Annotated in this window: 12 protein-coding genes; 9 read left to right on the top strand and 3 right to left on the bottom strand. The window is 48.3% G+C overall.

Annotated features, from left to right (window positions below; all coding sequences use genetic code 11):
• Positions 1 to 35 precede the first annotated feature (35 nt).
• From PT275_RS05720 to PT275_RS05695, 6 genes are all read left to right on the top strand, one after another.
• Positions 36 to 806, top strand: a complete 771-nt coding sequence (locus PT275_RS05720) for an HpcH/HpaI aldolase/citrate lyase family protein (protein ID WP_277153145.1) — start codon at positions 36 to 38, stop codon at positions 804 to 806.
• Between the two features lie 311 nt (positions 807 to 1117).
• Positions 1118 to 1906 (top strand): IclR family transcriptional regulator, encoded by a 789-nt coding sequence (locus PT275_RS05715; protein WP_277153143.1) that lies wholly within the window; start codon positions 1118 to 1120, stop codon positions 1904 to 1906.
• A gap of 88 nt (positions 1907 to 1994) precedes the next feature.
• Positions 1995 to 2966, top strand: a complete 972-nt coding sequence (locus PT275_RS05710; protein WP_277153141.1) for an amidohydrolase family protein — start codon at positions 1995 to 1997, stop codon at positions 2964 to 2966.
• A 391-nt stretch (positions 2967 to 3357) separates the two neighbouring features.
• The gene (gene rplK, locus PT275_RS05705; protein WP_277153139.1) at positions 3358 to 3786 is read left to right on the top strand and encodes a 50S ribosomal protein L11; all 429 of its coding nucleotides are present in this window, start codon (positions 3358 to 3360) and stop codon (positions 3784 to 3786) included.
• A gap of 13 nt (positions 3787 to 3799) precedes the next feature.
• Positions 3800 to 4495, top strand: coding sequence for a 50S ribosomal protein L1 (gene rplA / locus PT275_RS05700; RefSeq protein WP_277143605.1), 696 nt, complete (start codon positions 3800 to 3802; stop codon positions 4493 to 4495).
• Between the two features lie 381 nt (positions 4496 to 4876).
• The gene (locus PT275_RS05695) at positions 4877 to 5554 is read left to right on the top strand and encodes an HNH endonuclease family protein (protein WP_348519515.1); all 678 of its coding nucleotides are present in this window, start codon (positions 4877 to 4879) and stop codon (positions 5552 to 5554) included.
• 81 nt (positions 5555 to 5635) lie between these two features.
• Here PT275_RS05695 and PT275_RS05690 read toward each other — a convergent pair whose 3' ends face one another.
• On the bottom strand, positions 5636 to 7399 hold the full coding sequence (locus PT275_RS05690; RefSeq protein WP_277153679.1) for an MFS transporter: 1764 nt from the start codon (positions 7397 to 7399) through the stop codon (positions 5636 to 5638).
• A gap of 369 nt (positions 7400 to 7768) precedes the next feature.
• A complete protein-coding gene (locus PT275_RS05685) occupies positions 7769 to 9508 on the bottom strand; it encodes a sugar transferase (RefSeq protein WP_277153137.1) in 1740 nt (579 codons plus the stop codon).
• A 248-nt stretch (positions 9509 to 9756) separates the two neighbouring features.
• Between PT275_RS05685 and PT275_RS05680 the strand changes: the two genes are divergently transcribed.
• The 3 genes from PT275_RS05680 (at position 9757) to PT275_RS05670 (ending at position 16692) form a co-directional block, all read left to right on the top strand.
• A complete protein-coding gene (locus tag PT275_RS05680) occupies positions 9757 to 11589 on the top strand; it encodes a DUF4012 domain-containing protein (RefSeq protein ID WP_277153135.1) in 1833 nt (610 codons plus the stop codon).
• 1860 nt (positions 11590 to 13449) lie between these two features.
• The gene (locus tag PT275_RS05675) at positions 13450 to 14991 is read left to right on the top strand and encodes an MATE family efflux transporter (protein ID WP_277153133.1); all 1542 of its coding nucleotides are present in this window, start codon (positions 13450 to 13452) and stop codon (positions 14989 to 14991) included.
• A gap of 456 nt (positions 14992 to 15447) precedes the next feature.
• Entirely contained in the window at positions 15448 to 16692 is a 1245-nt protein-coding gene (locus PT275_RS05670; RefSeq protein WP_277153131.1) for a nucleotide sugar dehydrogenase, read from the top strand.
• A 389-nt stretch (positions 16693 to 17081) separates the two neighbouring features.
• Here PT275_RS05670 and PT275_RS05665 read toward each other — a convergent pair whose 3' ends face one another.
• Complete coding sequence (locus PT275_RS05665) at positions 17082 to 18524, bottom strand: flippase (RefSeq protein WP_277153129.1); 1443 nt, start codon at positions 18522 to 18524, stop codon at positions 17082 to 17084.
• Positions 18525 to 18560: the final 36 nt, after the last annotated feature.

Below are 18560 nucleotides of genomic sequence, written 5' to 3'. Positions count from 1 at the left end.
AGTGGAAAAGGAAAGTGAATCAGGAAAGGAATTTTATGGAATACAAGAATCCGCATAACGCCTTTAAGGAAGCGTTGAAAACAGACCAACGATTGCTGGGCCTATGGCTCGCGTTCGGCTCGGCCACCACAGCTGAAATTTCGGCGGATGCCGGATTCGACTGGGTGCTGATCGACGGTGAACATGGGCCCAACGACCTGACCACCATCCTTGCGCAGCTGCGAGCGTTGTATGGCTATCCGATCAGCCCGATTGTGCGTCCGGCCAATTCCGATCCGGTACTTATCAAGCAGGTTCTCGACCTCGGCGCCCAGACCCTGCTGTTGCCGATGGTCAATACGCGCGAACAGGCCGAAGCGATGGTTCGTGCCACTCGTTATGCGCCCGAAGGAATCCGAGGCGTTGGCGGAGCCATCGCGCGCTCCGGTCGCTGGGGCAGAATTCCCAACTATATGCGCGTTGCCGCGGATGATCTCTGCGTCCTGGTACAGGTCGAGTCCAGACAGGCACTGGAAAACATCGATGAAATCGCATCTGTCGACGGTATCGATGGTGTGTTCATCGGACCGGCGGATTTGTCGGCTTCTTTGGGGCATCCCGACGATGCGGCAAACGCCGACGTGCAGGAGTCGATTCACCATGCGTTCGATGTCATCGCCTCGCATGGCAAGGCCATCGGCTCGCTCGCTTTCGACACTGATTTGGCGAAGAAATATTTCGAGTGGGGTGCGAATTTCATCGCAGTCGCCGGCGACACGGATCTGTATGTACACGCACTGGAGGATGAGGTGCGCAAGTTCCGCTGAGCGTTGCTTACAGGCGACATTGACGGTTACGGGTAATAGGTGACTAGCCTTTGTCTATCTATCAACCCAACAACGATGCGGTTTTGGGAATGACAATCCTGAGGCCGCATCGTTGTCGGTATGTCAATCAGGTGCTTGCAATGTCATGATTTCCCAATGATTTTCGCGGCTTTTGTCGTTATTGATGCAAACGTATATCGAATTGCAATATAAATAAGTATATTGTGCAATCACCAAAGGTCATACTATGATTAGATATAAAAAACTCATGTATTGAAATATCAATGTACGGGATTGAGAAATTGGGCTATATGGATGGACACGATGCCCCTGCCGGCACACAGACGCTGATTCATGGCATCGATGTGCTCAGAGCGGTGTCTGGCGGGGCCTGCAGTCTCAAAGAAGTGATGGAGGCCACGAAGCTCAGCAAAAGCACCACACACCGTTTGGTTCAGGCGCTTCGCAGCGAGTGTTTTCTCAGGGAAGACGCTACCGGCAGAATTTGCCTGGGCCCAGCGCTGATTGATCTGGGGTTCAAAGCCCGAGACAGTATTTCCATTCAGGAAATCGCCCATCCGGTACTCGTCGATTTGGCGCACGAGACCAAAGACACGATTCACTTGGCCGTGGAGGATTCCGGTGCCGTGCTTTATCTGGACAAGATTCATGGAACGCGAGGTGTGGAGATTCTCTCGTGGCCAGGTTGCCGGATGCCATTGACCTATACCGGCATCGGCAAGGCGCTTTTGATCGACGACGATTCGCGCTGGGCATCCCAATATTTGCAGGATCGAACCCTTCAGGATCGTTCGCCCGAACGCGACTACGCCAATTGCGCGGCGTTCGTTACGGCGATGCACAAGTTTGCCAGGCAGGGTTTCGCTTACGATCTGGAAGAGAACCAAAAATACATCCGTTGCGTTGCCGCACCCATCAAAGGCGGGGGAGGCAAGACGGTTGCGGCCATTTCGGTTTCCGCAATCGCCACGTTCATGCCCACGCAGCGCATGAAGCAGTTGGGCAACCGGATCAAGGCCTACGCCGCAATCATTTCGGAAGAAATCGGCTATTGTCCCTCCGCCAAGGTCGACAAATGATAGTGGGGCAAGTACAGAAACCCGTGTCCCGTCAAAGTTTGGAGTAATCGGCAACATTCGTATTGGCGCAACAAAGGAGTGAAACCATATGACAAAAAATGAGGAATACACCGGAGCCAAGGTTCCCGGTCGTCTCTACACGATCATTCCGCAGGACGAGGAGATCAAGAAGCGGACGCGCACCATCATCGACGCGCATGTCCACATCCTCAAAAGCGACCTGTATTCGTGGTTCGACGTACAGAAGAAGGGACTGACCTTCGAAGGCGACTGGAAGCCGATCATCCACGATTACCTGCCGAACGACCTCATCGCCGAAACAGAGGACAGCAACATCCGAGTGATCGGTGCCGTCCACGTCCAGGCCAACGCGGATGACACGCTCGCCGAGACCCGCGAGATGCAAAGGCTCTCCGACGAGTCGGGCCTGCCGATTTCGATCGTCGGCGGCGGTGACCTGAGCGATGAGAACGTGGAGGAGCTTCTGGTCAAACAGCTTGAATACAGGAATTTCCACACCGTTCGCCAGATTCTGAATATCCATGCGCATCCGCTTTATGCTTACGGCGACAAGGATTATATGAACGATCCGCAGTGGCTCAAGGGCCTGCGGCTTCTGGCGAAATACAACCTTGCGTTCGATCTGCAGCTTTACCCGACCCAGTTCGAGCGCGCGTTGCAGGTCATTGATTCCAACCCCGACATCATGTTCATCGTCAATCATGACGGTATGTGGGCCGATCGCGATCTTTCCGGCTGGCGGATCTGGAAGAACGGCATGTACGAGCTCGGCAAGCGCGACAACGTCGCGGTGAAGATCTCCGGTCTGGCCTCCATGGACCACTATTGGACGCTGGAAAGCTTCAAGCCGGCGATCTATACCACGCTCGACGCTTTCGGCATCGACAAATGCATGTTCGCTTCCAACTTCCCGGTGGACAAGCTGCACGGTTCGTACGTCGACACCATTCACGCCTATGTCAGGGCCTGCGAAGGGCTCACCGACGAGGAACAGGACAAGCTTTTCGTGGAAAACGCGAGAAAGTTCTATAAGTTCTGATTCGTGGGTTTGTCAGGATTTCAGTGATGATGCCGTAAATTACCAAGCCTGCGGCATCATTCGTTTCAGGTTCGTTGTTGTTGATTTGAGTGGTAACCGTCGCTGAATCAGCATTACCATTGTCGTGCTTACTTGGAATAATAGAAAGGCTTGTGTCTGGAGGGGAGACCCGCTAGCACAGCACAGCAATATCAGTTGCGGGAGGAGACCCATGACACTTGATATACCAAGGTTTTACCAAGATCGGTGATATGTCGATTTCGGCATTTCACGATTCGGTTTGTTCGATATCGCAAGATGTCGACTCACCGAAACGGCAAAAATCCGATATGTCGCAGGGTGTCGTGGGCGACCGTCATTACCGCACGGACAACGAAAAGGAGCCATTTTTATGGCTAAGAAAAAGGTCACTGCGCTGATCAAGCTGCAGATCGAGGCCGGCAAGGCCAATCCTGCCCCGCCGCTCGGTCCTGCCCTCGGTTCGCATGGCGTCAACATCATGGACTTCTGCAAGTCCTACAACGAAGCGACGAAAGACAAGATGGGGCAGGTCGTTCCTGTCGAAATCACCGTCTACGAGGATCGCTCGTTCGATTACGTTCTGAAGACCCCGCCGGCCGCAGCGCTTCTGCTCAAGGCCGCCGGTATCAAGAAGGGCACCGACAACCCGCTGACCCACAAGGTCGGCTCCGTCACCTCGGCTCAGGTCCGTGAGATCGCCGAGACCAAGATGGCCGATCTGTCCGCTCGCGACGTCGAGGCCGGAATGAAGATCATCGCGGGCACCGCCCGTTCGATGGGTATCACGGTCGAAGGCTGAGGGAGGAGAACAGATGGCTAACAAGCATTCCAAGAAATATCGTGAATCGGCCGAAAAGGTCGACGGCAGCAATCTGTACACCGCTTCCGAAGCTATCGCGCTGCTGAAGAGCATGCCCGAGCGCGGTTTCGATGAGACCATCGAAGCCACCTACCGCCTGGGTGTCGACCCGCGTAAGGCGGATCAGCTGGTCCGTGGCGTGGTCAATCTGCCCAACGGCACCGGCAAGACCGCAACGGTCCTCGTGTTCGCACGTGGTCCGAAGGCCACCGAAGCTGCCGAAGCCGGCGCTGACATGGTCGGTGACGACGATATGGTCGCCAAGGTGCAGGGCGGCTTCCTCGACTTTGATGCCGTGGTCGCCACTCCCGACATGATGGGCAAGGTCGGCCGTTTGGGCCGCGTGCTCGGCCCCCGTGGCCTCATGCCGAACCCGAAGACCGGCACCGTGACCATGGATGTGGCCAAGGCTGTCAAGGACATCAAGGGCGGCAAGATCGAGTTCCGTGTCGACAAGAACGGCAACCTGTCGTTCATCATCGGCAAGAAGTCCTTCGATCAGAAGGCTCTGGAAGAGAACTTCCAGGCCGTTGCCAACGAGATCAAGCGTCTGCGTCCTTCCACCGTGAAGGGCCGCTACATCTCCAAGGCGACGCTCACCTCGACGATGGGCCCCGGCGTTCCGCTGGACCTCGCCCCGCTTTCCTGAAGCGTGTGAAGCGTAGTTGAATCGCTACGTTGCCCGGTACTTCGCAAGAGGTGCCGGGCAACTTCGTTTGTGAGTTCTTTCTTTCAAACGTAATATCAAGAAATCTTGATTTTTCTTTAAATCGGCTCCGAATCCTTGCTTTTCCTTTGAGATTTTTGTATTTCTGAATCATCATTCATTTGGTTGTTGCATTGATTGGTTTTAGTAATAAAAATTATTGGGAAAGAGCTGGTGATAGACATGGCGATTCGGGGCATCAGAGCGACGATACGGTCGGAACCTAACAACTACGGCTATCGACCCTGCAAAGGCTGTAGACGGGGCGATGGCGCCCATTTTCGGCGGCGATGGATTAACTTCGACAGGCTGCTGACGAGATTTCTGATTTTGCTGGCAGCGGCGTGCCTTATCGGTGTCGCTGTGGGATTGGTGTTGCCGAAAGTAAGCAGCCCGCTGGCGCAGATGACCGGACAGTACGTGGCCACAGGGCCGGTGGCGCAAGTGCTGGCGACGCTGCCGGTCGACGATCATCCGAGTACGCGCGGTTACGACCGTGATTCGTTCGGTTACAACACCACCGACGACGATGGCGACGGCTGTACTATCCGCGACGATATCCTCAAACGTGACATGACCGCTGTCAGATACAGGGCACCAAGCGCCTGTCAGGTCAAGTCGGGCAGTTTGCGTGAGCCGTACACCGGCAAAACCATCGGTTTCGTGCGAGGCAAGCGGACCAGTGCTGCAGTGCAGATCGACCATGTGGTGGCTCTGGAAAATGCGTGGCAGTCCGGCGCGAGCAAGTGGGACGCGGCCACCAAGCAGGAATACGGCAACGATCCCTACAATCTCTTGTCTGTCGACGGTCCAGCCAACCAACAGAAGGGGTCTGCTTCCGCCGCGTACTGGCTGCCGGCCAATCGCAAGTTCCGCTGTGCCTATGTCGCCCGCCAGGTCGGCGTCAAGCAAAAATACAACCTCACCGTCACGACCGCTGAAAAACAAGCCATTTCAAAAGTGCTTCGAACATGCCCTGCACAAGAAATTCCCCAAAAGTAAAAATGCTGACGCGTGACCTTGGATTTCAAGACGCGCATCGACATTTTAGATTTAACCGTGATTTAGTAAATCAGTGGCATATCAGCCTTGCTTGTGTGCGTGGAAGCGGGGGACGCGGACGTGACGCAGGGTGCGGTTGGCGAGGTCACGGGCGGAACCGGCGCCTTGGCCACGGACACCGAAGAGCACGAGCATGACCATGCCGAAGGCGATCACCGAGCTGATGATGAGCGAGGCACGGATGCCATAGACGTTGGCAAGTACGGCTCCCGCATGGCCGGCACCCGTCGAGTGGCGGAAAATCTTGGTAAATTCCTCCATGAGGATGACCAGAACCGGCGCGCCAATGGCCCCGGATATCTGCCGGACCGTGTTGGTGACGGCCGAACCTGCGGAAACGCTTCCCGCAGTCAGACAGTTGAGTGACCACGTCGTGATGGGCATCAGGACGAAGCCCATGCCTATCTGACGGGTGAACTGGCAGATCGAGACCCACCAGATCGGCACGCCCATGCCGATGAAACTCATCATGATGGTGCCGGTCATCAGCGTGATGGAGCCGATCAATGCCACAGGACGCGCGCCGAACTTGTCCAGAAGCCGTCCGCCACCGAACTGCGAGATGCACTGGCCGAGTGCGCCGGGGAGCATCACCAGGCCGGAAATCGTGGCGGAATAGCCGCGGTCGTTCTGGATGAAAAGCGGGATGATGACGGTGATGGAGCTGAAGGCGAAGAAGCTCATGGCGGCGGTAATCGTGCCGACCCTGAAATTCTTGTTTTTCAGCACGGTCAAGTCGAGCAGCGGCGGCTGCAGCCTGCGGATTTTCTCGATTTGTTCGCGGACCTTTGGCGTCTTGAAGTGTTCCTCAAGCTTTGCGGCGGAATCCGGGTCGGCTTTCAAACGCTTGATGGCGGCGCGAAGCTCGGCCACACTCTGCGGGTGATTGGCTTCTTCCTGCAAATGCTCGTTCTCTTCGAGGCCAGCAAGAAGCTCCTTGAGCTCGGCCTTGTAGCGCTTGGCGCCCTTGAGCTGGCGGGTGACGAACCAGACGATGCCGACCAGACCAACGGCCATGGGCAGCCAGACCACAGGAGCAGTGAAGGCATAGGCCTCGATGTTCGTGAAACCGAAAAGAAGCCCGCCGAAACCGATGACGGAAAGGCAGACCGAGAAGAAATCGGCCTTGGCCTCGTTGTCGCGTTCGCCGAAGTTGTGCAGAAAGAAGATGGCGAGCACCAGCGCGATCGCGCCGACGATGGTCAGCGAAACGAAAATCGAGCGCCAGCCGTTGGCGTCGGTCTGCCAGCCGCCGAAGGTCGGGCCGATGGCGGGGGCGACGCTCATGGCCACGCCCACGGTGCCCATGGCCACGCCCCGCTTCGACATGGGGAAGACCGAGAAGACGATGATTTGTAGCACCGGCCACATCACGCCGGATCCGATTGCCTCGAGCGTACGCCCGGCGAGCACGAGGATGAAGGTCGGGCCGAACCACGCCAGTATCGACCCCAGCGTGAAGATGCTCATCGAAGTGATGACGATCTGGCGGGTGGAGAAGCGGCGAGTGAGGTAGGCCGTAAGCGGCACCATGACGCCCTGCACAAGCTGGATGACGGAGGTGAGCCACTGGCCGGTGGTCACGTTGATATTGAACTCGCGGACGATGGTCGGCAGGGCGGCGCTTAGCTGCAGCTGGGTGAAGTTGCCGATGAAGGTGATGAAGGTCAGGATGGCGATGGAAACGAAAGCTGCGTGGCTCAGGTGCCCGTCGACGTAGGATTCTTCTTTGGTGAGTGCTTTCGACAAAGATGGTTTGGAGGGAGATTTTGCCGGTGTTTGCATAGGATCAGACACGATCAGTCGCTCCTTCCTTGTTGCGCTGAAATTTTCATTATTATTACCTGCATACGTATTCCACTATATCCAACAAACATTCGATTTTCACGACAGCGAAGAAGATTTGCCATCGCCGCCGTATCATAACTCGGTTCAGATTACACCATCAATAGGATGGGCAAGGGGGCAGTGTTTCATTATGGAAGACGAACGGAAACTTGCGAAATTGTAGTGCAAATTATGGATGATCTTGGCTCTCCTTGGAATCTTTCCCGATTTTCGATTCGAGCAAATGTTGAGCAAAAGTGATTGCCAATGAGCTATTTCATTTCGGTAATCATAACTATTTTATAAGACTCGCCGGTTGTTGCTGAATCAGACGCCGGTGCCACGGAATACAGCCATTACGGTCTTCAAAAGGATGGCGAGATCGCCGGTAAACGACCAGTTCTCCACATACGAGATGTCGAGCTGTTCGCTTTCCTCCTGGCTCAACGCGTTACGTCCGGAAATCTGCCATGGGCCGGTGATGCCAGGCTTGACCAGCAGACGTGCCGAATACAGCGATCCGTATTGATCCACTTCGTACTGCTGCTGGGGGCGAGGGCCGACAAGGCTCATGTCACCTTTGAACACGTTGAAGAACTGCGGGAATTCATCGAGTGAGGTCTTGCGGATAAAATGCCCGAATTTGGTGATGCGCGGGTCATCTTCGGCTTTAAAAAGGATGCCGTGGAAATTACCGGTCTCTTCCGCTACCTTCTCGTCGTATTTGTCGGCATTGACGAGCATCGAGCGGAATTTATAAAGGGTGAACGGCTTGCCGTAAAGCCCGATACGCTGCTGCGAATACATCGCAGGGCCGCCGTCCTGGGCTTTGACACGGATGGCGACGTAGGCCATCACCGGTGAGGAAATCACGATGGCAATCGTGGAACCGATGATGTCGAACACCCTCTTAAGCACCCTGGTCAGCGTGGAATATTGCGGCAGACGGGCGGTGAGCATCGGCATCGAAGGATTGCTGCGCAGGTGGAGCTGCGAAGAGGCGATATCGGCGACGTTGGCCATGAACGCCAACTCGATGCCCATCGATTCGACGGCCAGTGAGAAGGTTCGCATTGTTTCGGAATACCGGGACATGACATCTGCGATGAGAATGGCCTGGGCGCCAAGCTCTTTCGCCTTTTTTGGCAGGTGGGAGTCCATCGACATCACGATCAGACCCTTTTCTTCAGGGCAAGTGCTGCTGAATGGCACGGAGACCAGTTGTTGCGCCTCAGAGGAATTCAAATCTCCGCTAGGTTTGGAAACGGAAACGACGGGGCAAACCGCGACGGGCTTGTAGCCCATACCAGGGTTCTCTTTGAGTTGCGCGATGACCTTGTGAATGCCTTCAGGAGAGCCCACGATCACTGTATCGTACATATACGTGGCTGCACGCCGATGACGGTGCAAGGAGCGCCGCATAATCCAGCGCTCGAACAGTTCCAGAACGCATGAGCAAAGGGGAATGAGAATCGTCAGGGAACGAGGAATGTCGAGCTTGAAGATATAGCTGAACATGCAGATGATGACGAAATCGACCAAGGTCGCATTAAGGATTTTGCTATAGAGCTCGTAGCCTTCGCCCATGGCGTGGCGGTGGTAGATATGCTGCGAAGCGAGGCTAGCAATCCAGGCAATGCAAATCAGCAGAAGGAATTCGCTCAGACGTGATGAATCGGTTGATTGTCCTTGAAGGTTTTGGAAGGCGGCTTTATCGAAGAACAACACTATTGCCGTAGCCAGAAGCGTCATCACTACATCGAGCGCGATAAGTGTTGCATTGAAGAGAATGCTCCATTTAGGGATGGAATAACTCAGCAAGTGATGATTGGAACCGGTTGCCTTGGAATGGAATACGCCGTTGCTATCTGAGAGGAAATATGATCCGTCGAAGAAACTGTTGCCTATGGATTCATCATCATGATGTGGAGAAGAAGAAGCGGTTCGTTTTACTTGCGACGGTGGAATAGAAGCGTTGAGCCCCTGGCCAAGATTCAAGGTTTCATCGTCAAGGTGCGTGGTGGCAGAGGCCTGTGCCAAATGACCTGATTCTACTTTCTTTGCCACGGCGTAACCTCTTCTATCTCCATTAAATTGCCCACTCCATAATACATAGGGGATAGGCAAAAATTCGTTTTCCCATGCTCTCTGGCGTACGCCTGTTTTACTATGTTCAACATCCTAATGTTTCGACTATTTGTTTTTGACTGTCGTATTGAACTTATACCGAATCTGTGCAGAATTCGCATTGTGGATGCGAATTTTAAGGTGGTCGTGCATAATGGTTCTTTGTTGTATCGTCGAAGGGATTTTTCATGCGTGAACCACGAGGCAGGCATTTGGCAGCTACCAGGCCTATGCGTCGGCATCATGTCTGGCGCTGGGTGCTGTTGGTGATATTCGTTCTGCTGCTTGCCATAGTGTGCATCGGCGGGTATTTCGGCAAGACCATGTATGACCAGGCCAAAGAGGTCAAGACGCATGAACAGAATGCGGTGACCATGCTCAGCGGGTTCTCAGGCACGAATGACCTCAATTCGCTTGACCAGGTTTCGCAGCAGCTGCCCGCGATTCAGAGTGAGACGCAGCAGGCTAAGGAAATTTCGCATGGCAAACTGTGGAACATGGCTGCGAAAGCGCCCTATATTGGTAATGACATCAAGACATTTCAAGGAATGACCTCTTCAGTGGATGGCATCGTGCGCGATTCGGTGCCGCAGTTCCTCAACGTGGTCACCCAGTTGAAGTCGGCAAAGTTGAGTGATGGCAACGGGCAGATCAACCTTCAGCCGATCATTCAGGCCCAGAACGGTATGAAAACTGCTAACGTGGCCATGCAGACTCAAGTAGGGAATTTCCATCAGCTGCCGGCACAGAGGGCCAAGTTAAGTGTCATACGCACCACGTATAAGTCTTCCGACGACAAACTCAGCAATTTGGCAAAAAAGGTCGATGACCTCGCCAAAACCTTCCAGATACTACCTGATTTCCTAGGTGCCAACCAGACTCATAATTACGCGGTAATGTCGATGACTACTTCCGAGGCACGCTCAGCAGGCGGACTCATCGGCTCGGTCGGGTTGATGACCACGAGTAACGGGAAAATCTCGATTGGGCAATTCAGGCCGAATGCAGATTATCTACCTTATGGAAGCGCTCGCGTCACCAGCAGCGAAAGTGCGATGTTCCATTCCTGGGGTCCGTTGCCAATGTCTTTTGATATTCGTGATTTGGCGGTGTTCCCTGACACATCCCGAACCGCGGAAGCGATGCAGTCCATCTGGAGCCGTACTTCTTGGGGTAAAAAGCAGCCCATAGATGGTGTGGTAACCATGGATCCGGTGTTTCTTCAGGCGCTTATCAAGCTCAATGGAAACGTCAAGCTGGCAAACGGGCAAGTACTCACTGGGGACAATACTGCTGAGTTCCTGCTTAATACTATATATAAGACGTATTCGCCGGCTCAGCAGGATTTGGTCTTTGGCGAGGTCGCTACGCAATCGGTCAATAGCATGTTTTCGGGATTGAATCTCAATAAAATGGCACAACTTGGCGGGCTATTAGGGGAGATGGCCAAAGGTCGCCACTTCTCCATCTACTCGTTCGATCAGAACCTTGAACAGAACTATATGACCAGCGGCTATACTGCACAGACTCCTAACAGCGAAGAAAATCCGCAGGTCGGCGTGTACGTTACTGAACAGAATTCTTCAAAGATGGACTGGTATGTAAAGCGGACATCAAAAATCACAAGAACTAGTACCAACTCAACTGGCGCTCGAACTTACCATGTGAACTACACTATGACCAATACCGTCACGAATCAGGAACTTAGTGCAGTTCCCCGTTATATCAGTGGAGAGAACTATTACATTGTACCTTCTGGAAGTGGAACTGAGAAAACATTGATTTATGCGCCTGCTGGAGGAAGCATATCCAATGTTTCAGTCAGTGGCAAGTCAGAATCTCCCAAGAAAATGACTCTTGATGGTAAAAATGTCTACGCTGCTATAGCTACAGTGATGCCGGGAGCCTCCGTAACCTTTTCCTTCGATGTAACGACTTCCCCCAAGACGGTCAATGATCTTAGTGTTGATCAGACTCCGATGGGATGGGAAGACCCTGGTGTGACTCGAGCGAACTATTAAGATTTCGCTCGGAATCTAAATGTTCAGGCTTATTAGAGAGCATAGAACAGATAAGTGGAAAGATACATGATTCATGGCGAATCCATGATCCAAAATCTGGCTCAAAGAAGAAAGAGACCATCAAAAAAGCCATGAGGAGGCAAAAAGCGAAGTAACTTCTATTAGGTTGTGAAAGCTTTTTGCCAATGATTTGCTTGTATATTTCAAATACCAGTAACAATTGCAGGATGATGAATGGTGTATATTTGAGGCTTATTCTCAATAGCTCAAAAGGAAACATCATACGGAACCCATCAAGGACGAAGTTCACTACAGCGATTGCCGGGTTTGTACTATGGAAAATTTCTGTAATTAAAGAGTTAGAGTCTGGGCTTCCTGAGCGTCCAGAATTGGTGACTGATCGTACCATTATAAGTTGATTATATTTAGATGGAACAATCAAAAAAACTAGAATCAAAAAGACAATTACAATTAGGAATAAATATCCTATTATAATTGCTTGTCGCCTTAACTTGGATGATTTTGAGCATCGCCGAGAAATATAGATGGTGGTTGCAGCGTACAACATAAAGAAAACGAAAACAAGAAGATAATATTGTCTGTAAAATATTGATTCCAAAAATAAGAGTATTGATATAGACACAATTGGAATGACTTTGGAATGCTCTTTCAATGTAGTGCAAATTGCTGCTATGTAAAATACTGAGAATTGAATCATATCTTTACTGATTGTAAATGTGAAGATATTCAGTACGCCTATGAAACATAAGGCAAAGGTAAAATCGATAAGTGACAGTTTAGGAAGTTTGAGTATTACTGGTACCAGCATAATACTGCCAATTATGGCTAATAGTAGACTCCATTGAGTTAAGGTTGAAAAATGGAATATATTGATTGCTGAGTAGAAATCCGCTGTTCTCCGATATGTAATATCGCGAAACTTATATTCGGCAGCATCGCCATTGACCATATTAAGTATGGACGAACTGTCATAAAAGTATTTTGCAGGCAATATCATACGAACAAGTTGTCCCATTATCAGTAGTATGGGAATGCATGCAGCCAATACTACCGGCGCAACTTTTATATGTAACATTTTTGACAAAAGAGAGGCGCCAGAGGTGTTGGTAGCAGTCATATGTATCATTTCTCTTAAAATCGTTCTAAGATTACTCCATTTTATGCCTAGGGGAAGAAAAGGGTTTGTTGATAATCTGTGGTATTTGTGACAAACGCATTTTCTTGGGTAATGCTTGTTGGTTTACGTAAATTGAGAGCGGCTTTAGTGGTTGTTACAACATCGTTGTTACTTGTTTTAAACATTTGCTTTTATCTTTAGCTATCTATTGCGTTTGCATAGCTTGATTAGTTTGTTGTGCTCCGCTTTATATTTTCGGAGGTTCTTGTGGCATTCTGTTTGCGTAGATGCCCTTGATCGACGGGTGCAGATTTGAGTGTGGTGGATCATTTTTCTGGATTTCCTTGGCAGGTTTGCCGTCCTTGCACACAGGGGTGCTTGAACTCTCTAAGGAGCGATTTGGTGGAGGAGATGGGGTGGCAATTATGGTTTCTGTGTTCTTCCGGTCCCTGCTACATTGTCCAGTATCTTTATAGCCAACCTGTCCCAGATTACTTTTGTCCAGATAATACTCAATGAGAAGATTGCCTTGTTTCGTTCAGGCGCTCGACAGCCTAAGTCAGTTAACTAGACAACAGTGATACAAAGCTATTAGACACCGTTAGCGACCATTATATATTAATTATTAAGTTCAAGGCAAAAACAGTATTGTATAAAAACATAAAGTGATAAAAAAGTATTCTAAAACAATAGATAATGGATTGATACTCGCTGAAGGTGATATGAAGGATAAACATATGTTGGCAATCAATATGGTTGCTAGCTTGATTCAATTCGCAATCAACTTGGGTATCGGTTTCTGCCTGACACCCTTCATCGTTAATAAGCTAGGGGCTGAGGCATATGGCTATGTTGGTCTTGCCAATAATGTTATTAACTATGCTTCGTTGCTGACGGTGGCTTTAGATTCAGTTGCAGGGCGATTCATAACCGTGGCTTATCATCAAGGGGACAAGAAAAGAGCCGATCGCTATTTTTCCTCTACTCTGGCAGCGGATTGTCTTATTGCAGTAATCCTTATTTTAGTGGCGTTGCCTTTGATCGCTGATCTAGATAAAATCATCAACATTTCACCGCATTTAATTAATGATGTAAAGCTTCTTTTTCTTTTTATTTTTATTCAATTTGTAATAACGAGTGTATCAACCGTACTAACAGTTGCGACTTTTATTACCAATAAATTGTATCTGTCCAGTATAGCTAACGCATTATTCAGCATCGTCAGAGTGCTAGTCATGCTTATTTGTTTTGGTTTTTTCCCACCATTTGTAGCATACGTAAGCTTTGCGGCTGTTCTTGGCACTATAGTATCGGTAATTTTAAACTATTTTTATACCCAGAAACTTACGCCTGAATTAAAGTTCCATAAAACAATGGTTTCTTGGAAAACCGTTAAAGAGATGTTGGCATCAGGAATTTGGAATGTAATAATTAAGCTTCAGCAAGTGATTTCCTTTGGACTAAAGCTTTTGGTTGCGAATTTGGCAATAAGCCCATACAAGATGGGAATGATGTCGATTGCGCAAACTGTACCGAATATGATATTGACGTTATTCGGTAGCGTGTCGAGTCTTTTTTATCCAAATCAGACGCAATACTATGCACAAGGCAAGAAAAAAGAATTGATTGCAGAACTAAGGCTGGGGATGAAGACGTGCGGTTTTTTTGCTGTACCAATTATTGTTACATCCCTTATAGTTGGTAAAGATTTTTTTGTTTTGTGGCAGCCTCATCAAGATACAAGAATGCTTTATTCATTAATGCTTATTACTTTATCTGGCTTTTTGGTTTCGGGCGCAGCTTCTACTTTGCAAAATGTTCCTTTGATTGTTAATCGATTAAAGCTTTACTCTATTGTATGGTTATTATTCAGTCTACTTTCATTACCGGTAACTCTTCTTCTATTAAAAATAACTAATCTAGATATCTATGCTGTTGCACTTGTCCCAACAGTTATAGAAATAATTGCAAATATTTTTTTCGTTCCTATGTATGCAGCACGTGAACTTGAAGTCAATGTCTTAACTTTTTATTCGATTTATTTTCAATATGTCATTGCTTTGTTAGTTTCGGTATTTGTAGTTTATAGTTTCAAATTCTTTTTCAGAATATCTGTCACCAACTGGATTTCATTAATATTGGCCTGTATTTTTTATGCCTGTGTTGCTTTAGCTATTACATTATTAATGCTCTTAAACAAGTCTGAAAGACTAAGACTTTTTAAAAAGATTTCGATGAAAATACGAAGTAATAATGTCCGGTAAGTTGTGCGCCTTTGGTTTCTAATACCGGTTGCCTGTATACGGATCCTTCGATTCTGAGTTCGATCAGTGAGACGTGCCCATGTGGTCCCAGTCGGGCCGATGCTGGACGTAGGCCATGAGGGTATGAGTGATCCGCAACTCGCCAGGGAACTAGTTGACGATTCAATATAGGTCAGTCTTAAAAACTCTGTTTATTTTTTGATGGTGCTCATCGTCTCGGCCGTGAATTACCCAGTTATATGGGGAATAGCGTTCATTCTTTAAGCTAGATGTTTTGAGTAACCGAACTTTTATCTTGATGTTTATTTTTTTGCCCCTTTCTTACTTATTTATATGCCAAATTACCTGTCGGTCACTGAGCGTAGGCATATTGAGCTTGGAAATATCAGAAGAAGCTTTCTTTCTAAGTAGGGAGATATACTAAAAATGTCTAAATTATTTTAAAGAAAGGTTCTTATGAAAATCGCAGTAGCCGGAACTGGATATGTTGGGTTGTCGGTTGCATTGTTGCTAGCTCAGCACAATGAAGTGACAGCAGTCGATATCATTCCTAGAAAAGTTGAACTACTTAACCATGGTGTAAGCCCAATCGTCGATAATGAGATTAGCGATTTCCTTACAAAGAACGATTCCGGAGAACGGCCTTTGAATTTTGTGGCCACTCTTGATACCAATCAGGCATATTCCGATGCCGAATACGTTGTGATTGCAACACCAACTAATTATGATCCACAGAAAAATTATTTTGATACCTCAAGTGTTGAGGACGCTATCCGTGCTGTGCGTAAGGTCAATAACACTGCTTGGATCGTTGTCAAATCTACCGTCCCCGTGGGATATACAGATGGGATAAGGGAGAGTTTTGGTGATAATCACATTATCTTCTCTCCAGAATTTCTTCGTGAGAGTACGGCACTCTACGATAATCTGCATCCCACACGAATTGTTGTCGGTGCTCCCCGGGACGATAAACAGGCTGTTGGTGCCGCTGAAAAATTCGCCGATCTGCTTGATGAGGGAGCTGCACCCGAAGAGCACTCCCGCATCAATCATGATGGTTCCAAGGGCATTCAGAAGCTTGTAGTTGGGTGTACCGAGGCAGAAGCAATCAAGTTGTTTGCGAATACCTATCTCGCCTTGCGGGTGGCCTATTTCAATGAGCTTGACACTTATGCCGAGGTTCGTGGGCTGGACACGTCCGCCATCATCAAGGGGGTGGGCATGGATCCCAGAATCGGATCGCATTATAATGACCCCAGTTTTGGTTATGGTGGTTACTGCTTGCCGAAAGACAGTAAACAGTTGCTCGCTAATTTTGATAAGGTTCCGCAGAATCTCATTGCGGCTATTGTCGAATCCAACCGTACGCGTAAAGATTTTATCGCTGAAGAGGCAATCAAGCTTGTGGAAGGCATCGCTAAGCCGGTTATCGGCGTTTATCGCCTTACCATGAAACGCGGATCTGATAATTATCGTCAGTCTTCAATTCAGGGTGTCATGAAGCGAATCAAGGCAAAGGGTATTACTGTGCTTGTTTATGAGCCCACGCTTGATGCACCCGATTTCTTTGGTAGTGAGGTTACCCATGATCTTGATGACTTTAAAAAACGGTGTGATCTTATTGTCGCCAATCGTTGGAACGATGACCTTAAAGACGTTAATGATAAGGTTTATACCCGTGATCTTGAAAGGAATCAGTGATTTACTCTAAAAGGCATGACGTCGGACCCAAAGATACTGGTTTATGATAGCTTGTTTAGCTTACTGTATTACTTTATAGGCATACGAGTTAGATAAGATATGTCCGAAGTTAGCACTGATAATTGAGAGAGCATTAGGTGGGGTGTTCAAAACCTCTGAATTAGGCCTCGAACAGTTTTGCCATATAGCAGAAGGCTGTTCGAGGCCTAATTCAAATACGCATTCCATTCAACCTTTTATGCGGGTATGGATGAAGCTAAAAACCAATTGAAGGGATGAGCAGATAGCCAAGCACTAATAGCAGACCGGATGCGTGCAAATTCGTGTTACCACTCGTGGCATGGTAAGTCGCCAGTCCGTGGAAACACCACGAGACGTGGTCTGGTGTATTATCGCTTTAAAGTAGTGGTAATAAAGTTCTCTTTCATAAGCAACAGGCTGAATAAATCAATACATAAATATACTAGTGTATATATTACAATTTGAACAATATTGAGTTGCTGTTGCACAATGGGACGAATGATAAATAGTGCGGCAAGAGACAAAGCAAAGGCGCCGATAATTTTTAGAAAGTCAAATTTTCCATTTAAATTGAGCAGAAGTCGGCGAGTCGCTATGATTCTGATAATTAAGGTAATAGATTCAGATAGAGTTATACTTAAAGCTGCGCCGATGATATTAAAACGGGGAATTAAAAGCAGGCCAGTGATGATGCTGGACACAAGACCCAAAAAATTGATGATGGCATATACTTTTTCTCGTCCTTGAACAATAAGGAATTGTGACAGTAAAGAGTTCAATGCGGAAAAAAGGATTACTGGTGAAACCACTATTAAAGCTTTCGTCGCTTCTACATACTGGGATCCTGCGATTACCAGTATCAGTGGTTTAGAACATACAGAAATGATTGATAGCAAAAACAGTCCTAAAATCATCAGAAAATTTAGATTTTTGGCCATTAAGTCTGCTAGTTTTGTTTCGTCTGCGTTTGACTTGTAATATGAAAGCCTCGGTAACATTACATCACTTACCGAGTTTACAGCGACAACAGATAGGTTTTTGATTTTTACTACAAGCTGGTAGAGTCCGACAGCGGTGTTGGTGCACATGAAGCCAACGAGTACAATATCCATTTGCGCATATAGGCCAGAAGAAATTTTCGAAATGGCAAATGAGACCATTGGTTTAAAGTGCCTGCGTAAATTCAGTTTTCTTTTCTTGAAAGTAACAAATTTATGGAGTCTCAAAACATTAATGATGTTCGATCCATAGGAACCGATAACGAGAATGATTGCATAAATGCGATAATCAGAGACAGAGTGGATGAGTAGAAACATCAGTATTAAGCTGACTAACTTCATGGCTACGTTTCTTACGGTGATATACGCATATTGTTCTATGGCTTGATAGAACCACTCAACTCCACAAGCAGAGAGCCATATACCTATGCTGAAGATAAACATCGTTGGAGCATCTTGTCTCATGCGAGGAATAAAGAAAACAGCAGCAAGAAAAGCAGCATATACTACTGAAGTGGAGATCAGTAGGATAGTCAGTAATTCTTGAACGGTTTGGCTTAATTTTTCATTATCATTTCGAACCTTTGCGCATTCTCGAATTCCATACGATGGTATGCCTAAAAGTGCAACAATTGAAAAATAATTTAGTATGCTTTGAGCCCAGCTAACTGCACCCATTCCCTTCGGGGAGAGAACTCGAGAAACATATGGAACCGTAATTAACGGAAACAGAAAAGAAGAGGTTACTACAATCATGTTCATTAAAACATTAAACTTCACCGATCGAATGCGTGGTTCCCTTTTTGTTTTCAAGTTCCTAAAGCACCTTTCTTTCCGTTAGTTTTTAAT

The organism is Bifidobacterium sp. ESL0745, from assembly GCF_029433335.1.
Classification (GTDB): Bacteria; Actinomycetota; Actinomycetes; order Actinomycetales; family Bifidobacteriaceae; genus Bifidobacterium.
Note: the sequence above shows the minus strand (reverse complement) of the source record. Positions and strands in the feature narration are given on the sequence as shown.

Coding starts and splice junctions, on each gene's coding strand:
- PT275_RS05715 (WP_277153143.1), top strand. CDS start 1,118: ATGGATGGACACGATGCCCCTGCCGGCACACAGACGCTGATTCATGGC.
- rplK (WP_277153139.1), top strand. CDS start 3,358: ATGGCTAAGAAAAAGGTCACTGCGCTGATCAAGCTGCAGATCGAGGCC.
- PT275_RS05675 (WP_277153133.1), top strand. CDS start 13,450: ATGAAGGATAAACATATGTTGGCAATCAATATGGTTGCTAGCTTGATT.
- PT275_RS05720 (WP_277153145.1), top strand. CDS start 36: ATGGAATACAAGAATCCGCATAACGCCTTTAAGGAAGCGTTGAAAACA.
- PT275_RS05680 (WP_277153135.1), top strand. CDS start 9,757: ATGCGTGAACCACGAGGCAGGCATTTGGCAGCTACCAGGCCTATGCGT.
- PT275_RS05690 (WP_277153679.1), bottom strand. CDS start 7,399: ATGCAAACACCGGCAAAATCTCCCTCCAAACCATCTTTGTCGAAAGCA.
- rplA (WP_277143605.1), top strand. CDS start 3,800: ATGGCTAACAAGCATTCCAAGAAATATCGTGAATCGGCCGAAAAGGTC.
- PT275_RS05670 (WP_277153131.1), top strand. CDS start 15,448: ATGAAAATCGCAGTAGCCGGAACTGGATATGTTGGGTTGTCGGTTGCA.
- PT275_RS05710 (WP_277153141.1), top strand. CDS start 1,995: ATGACAAAAAATGAGGAATACACCGGAGCCAAGGTTCCCGGTCGTCTC.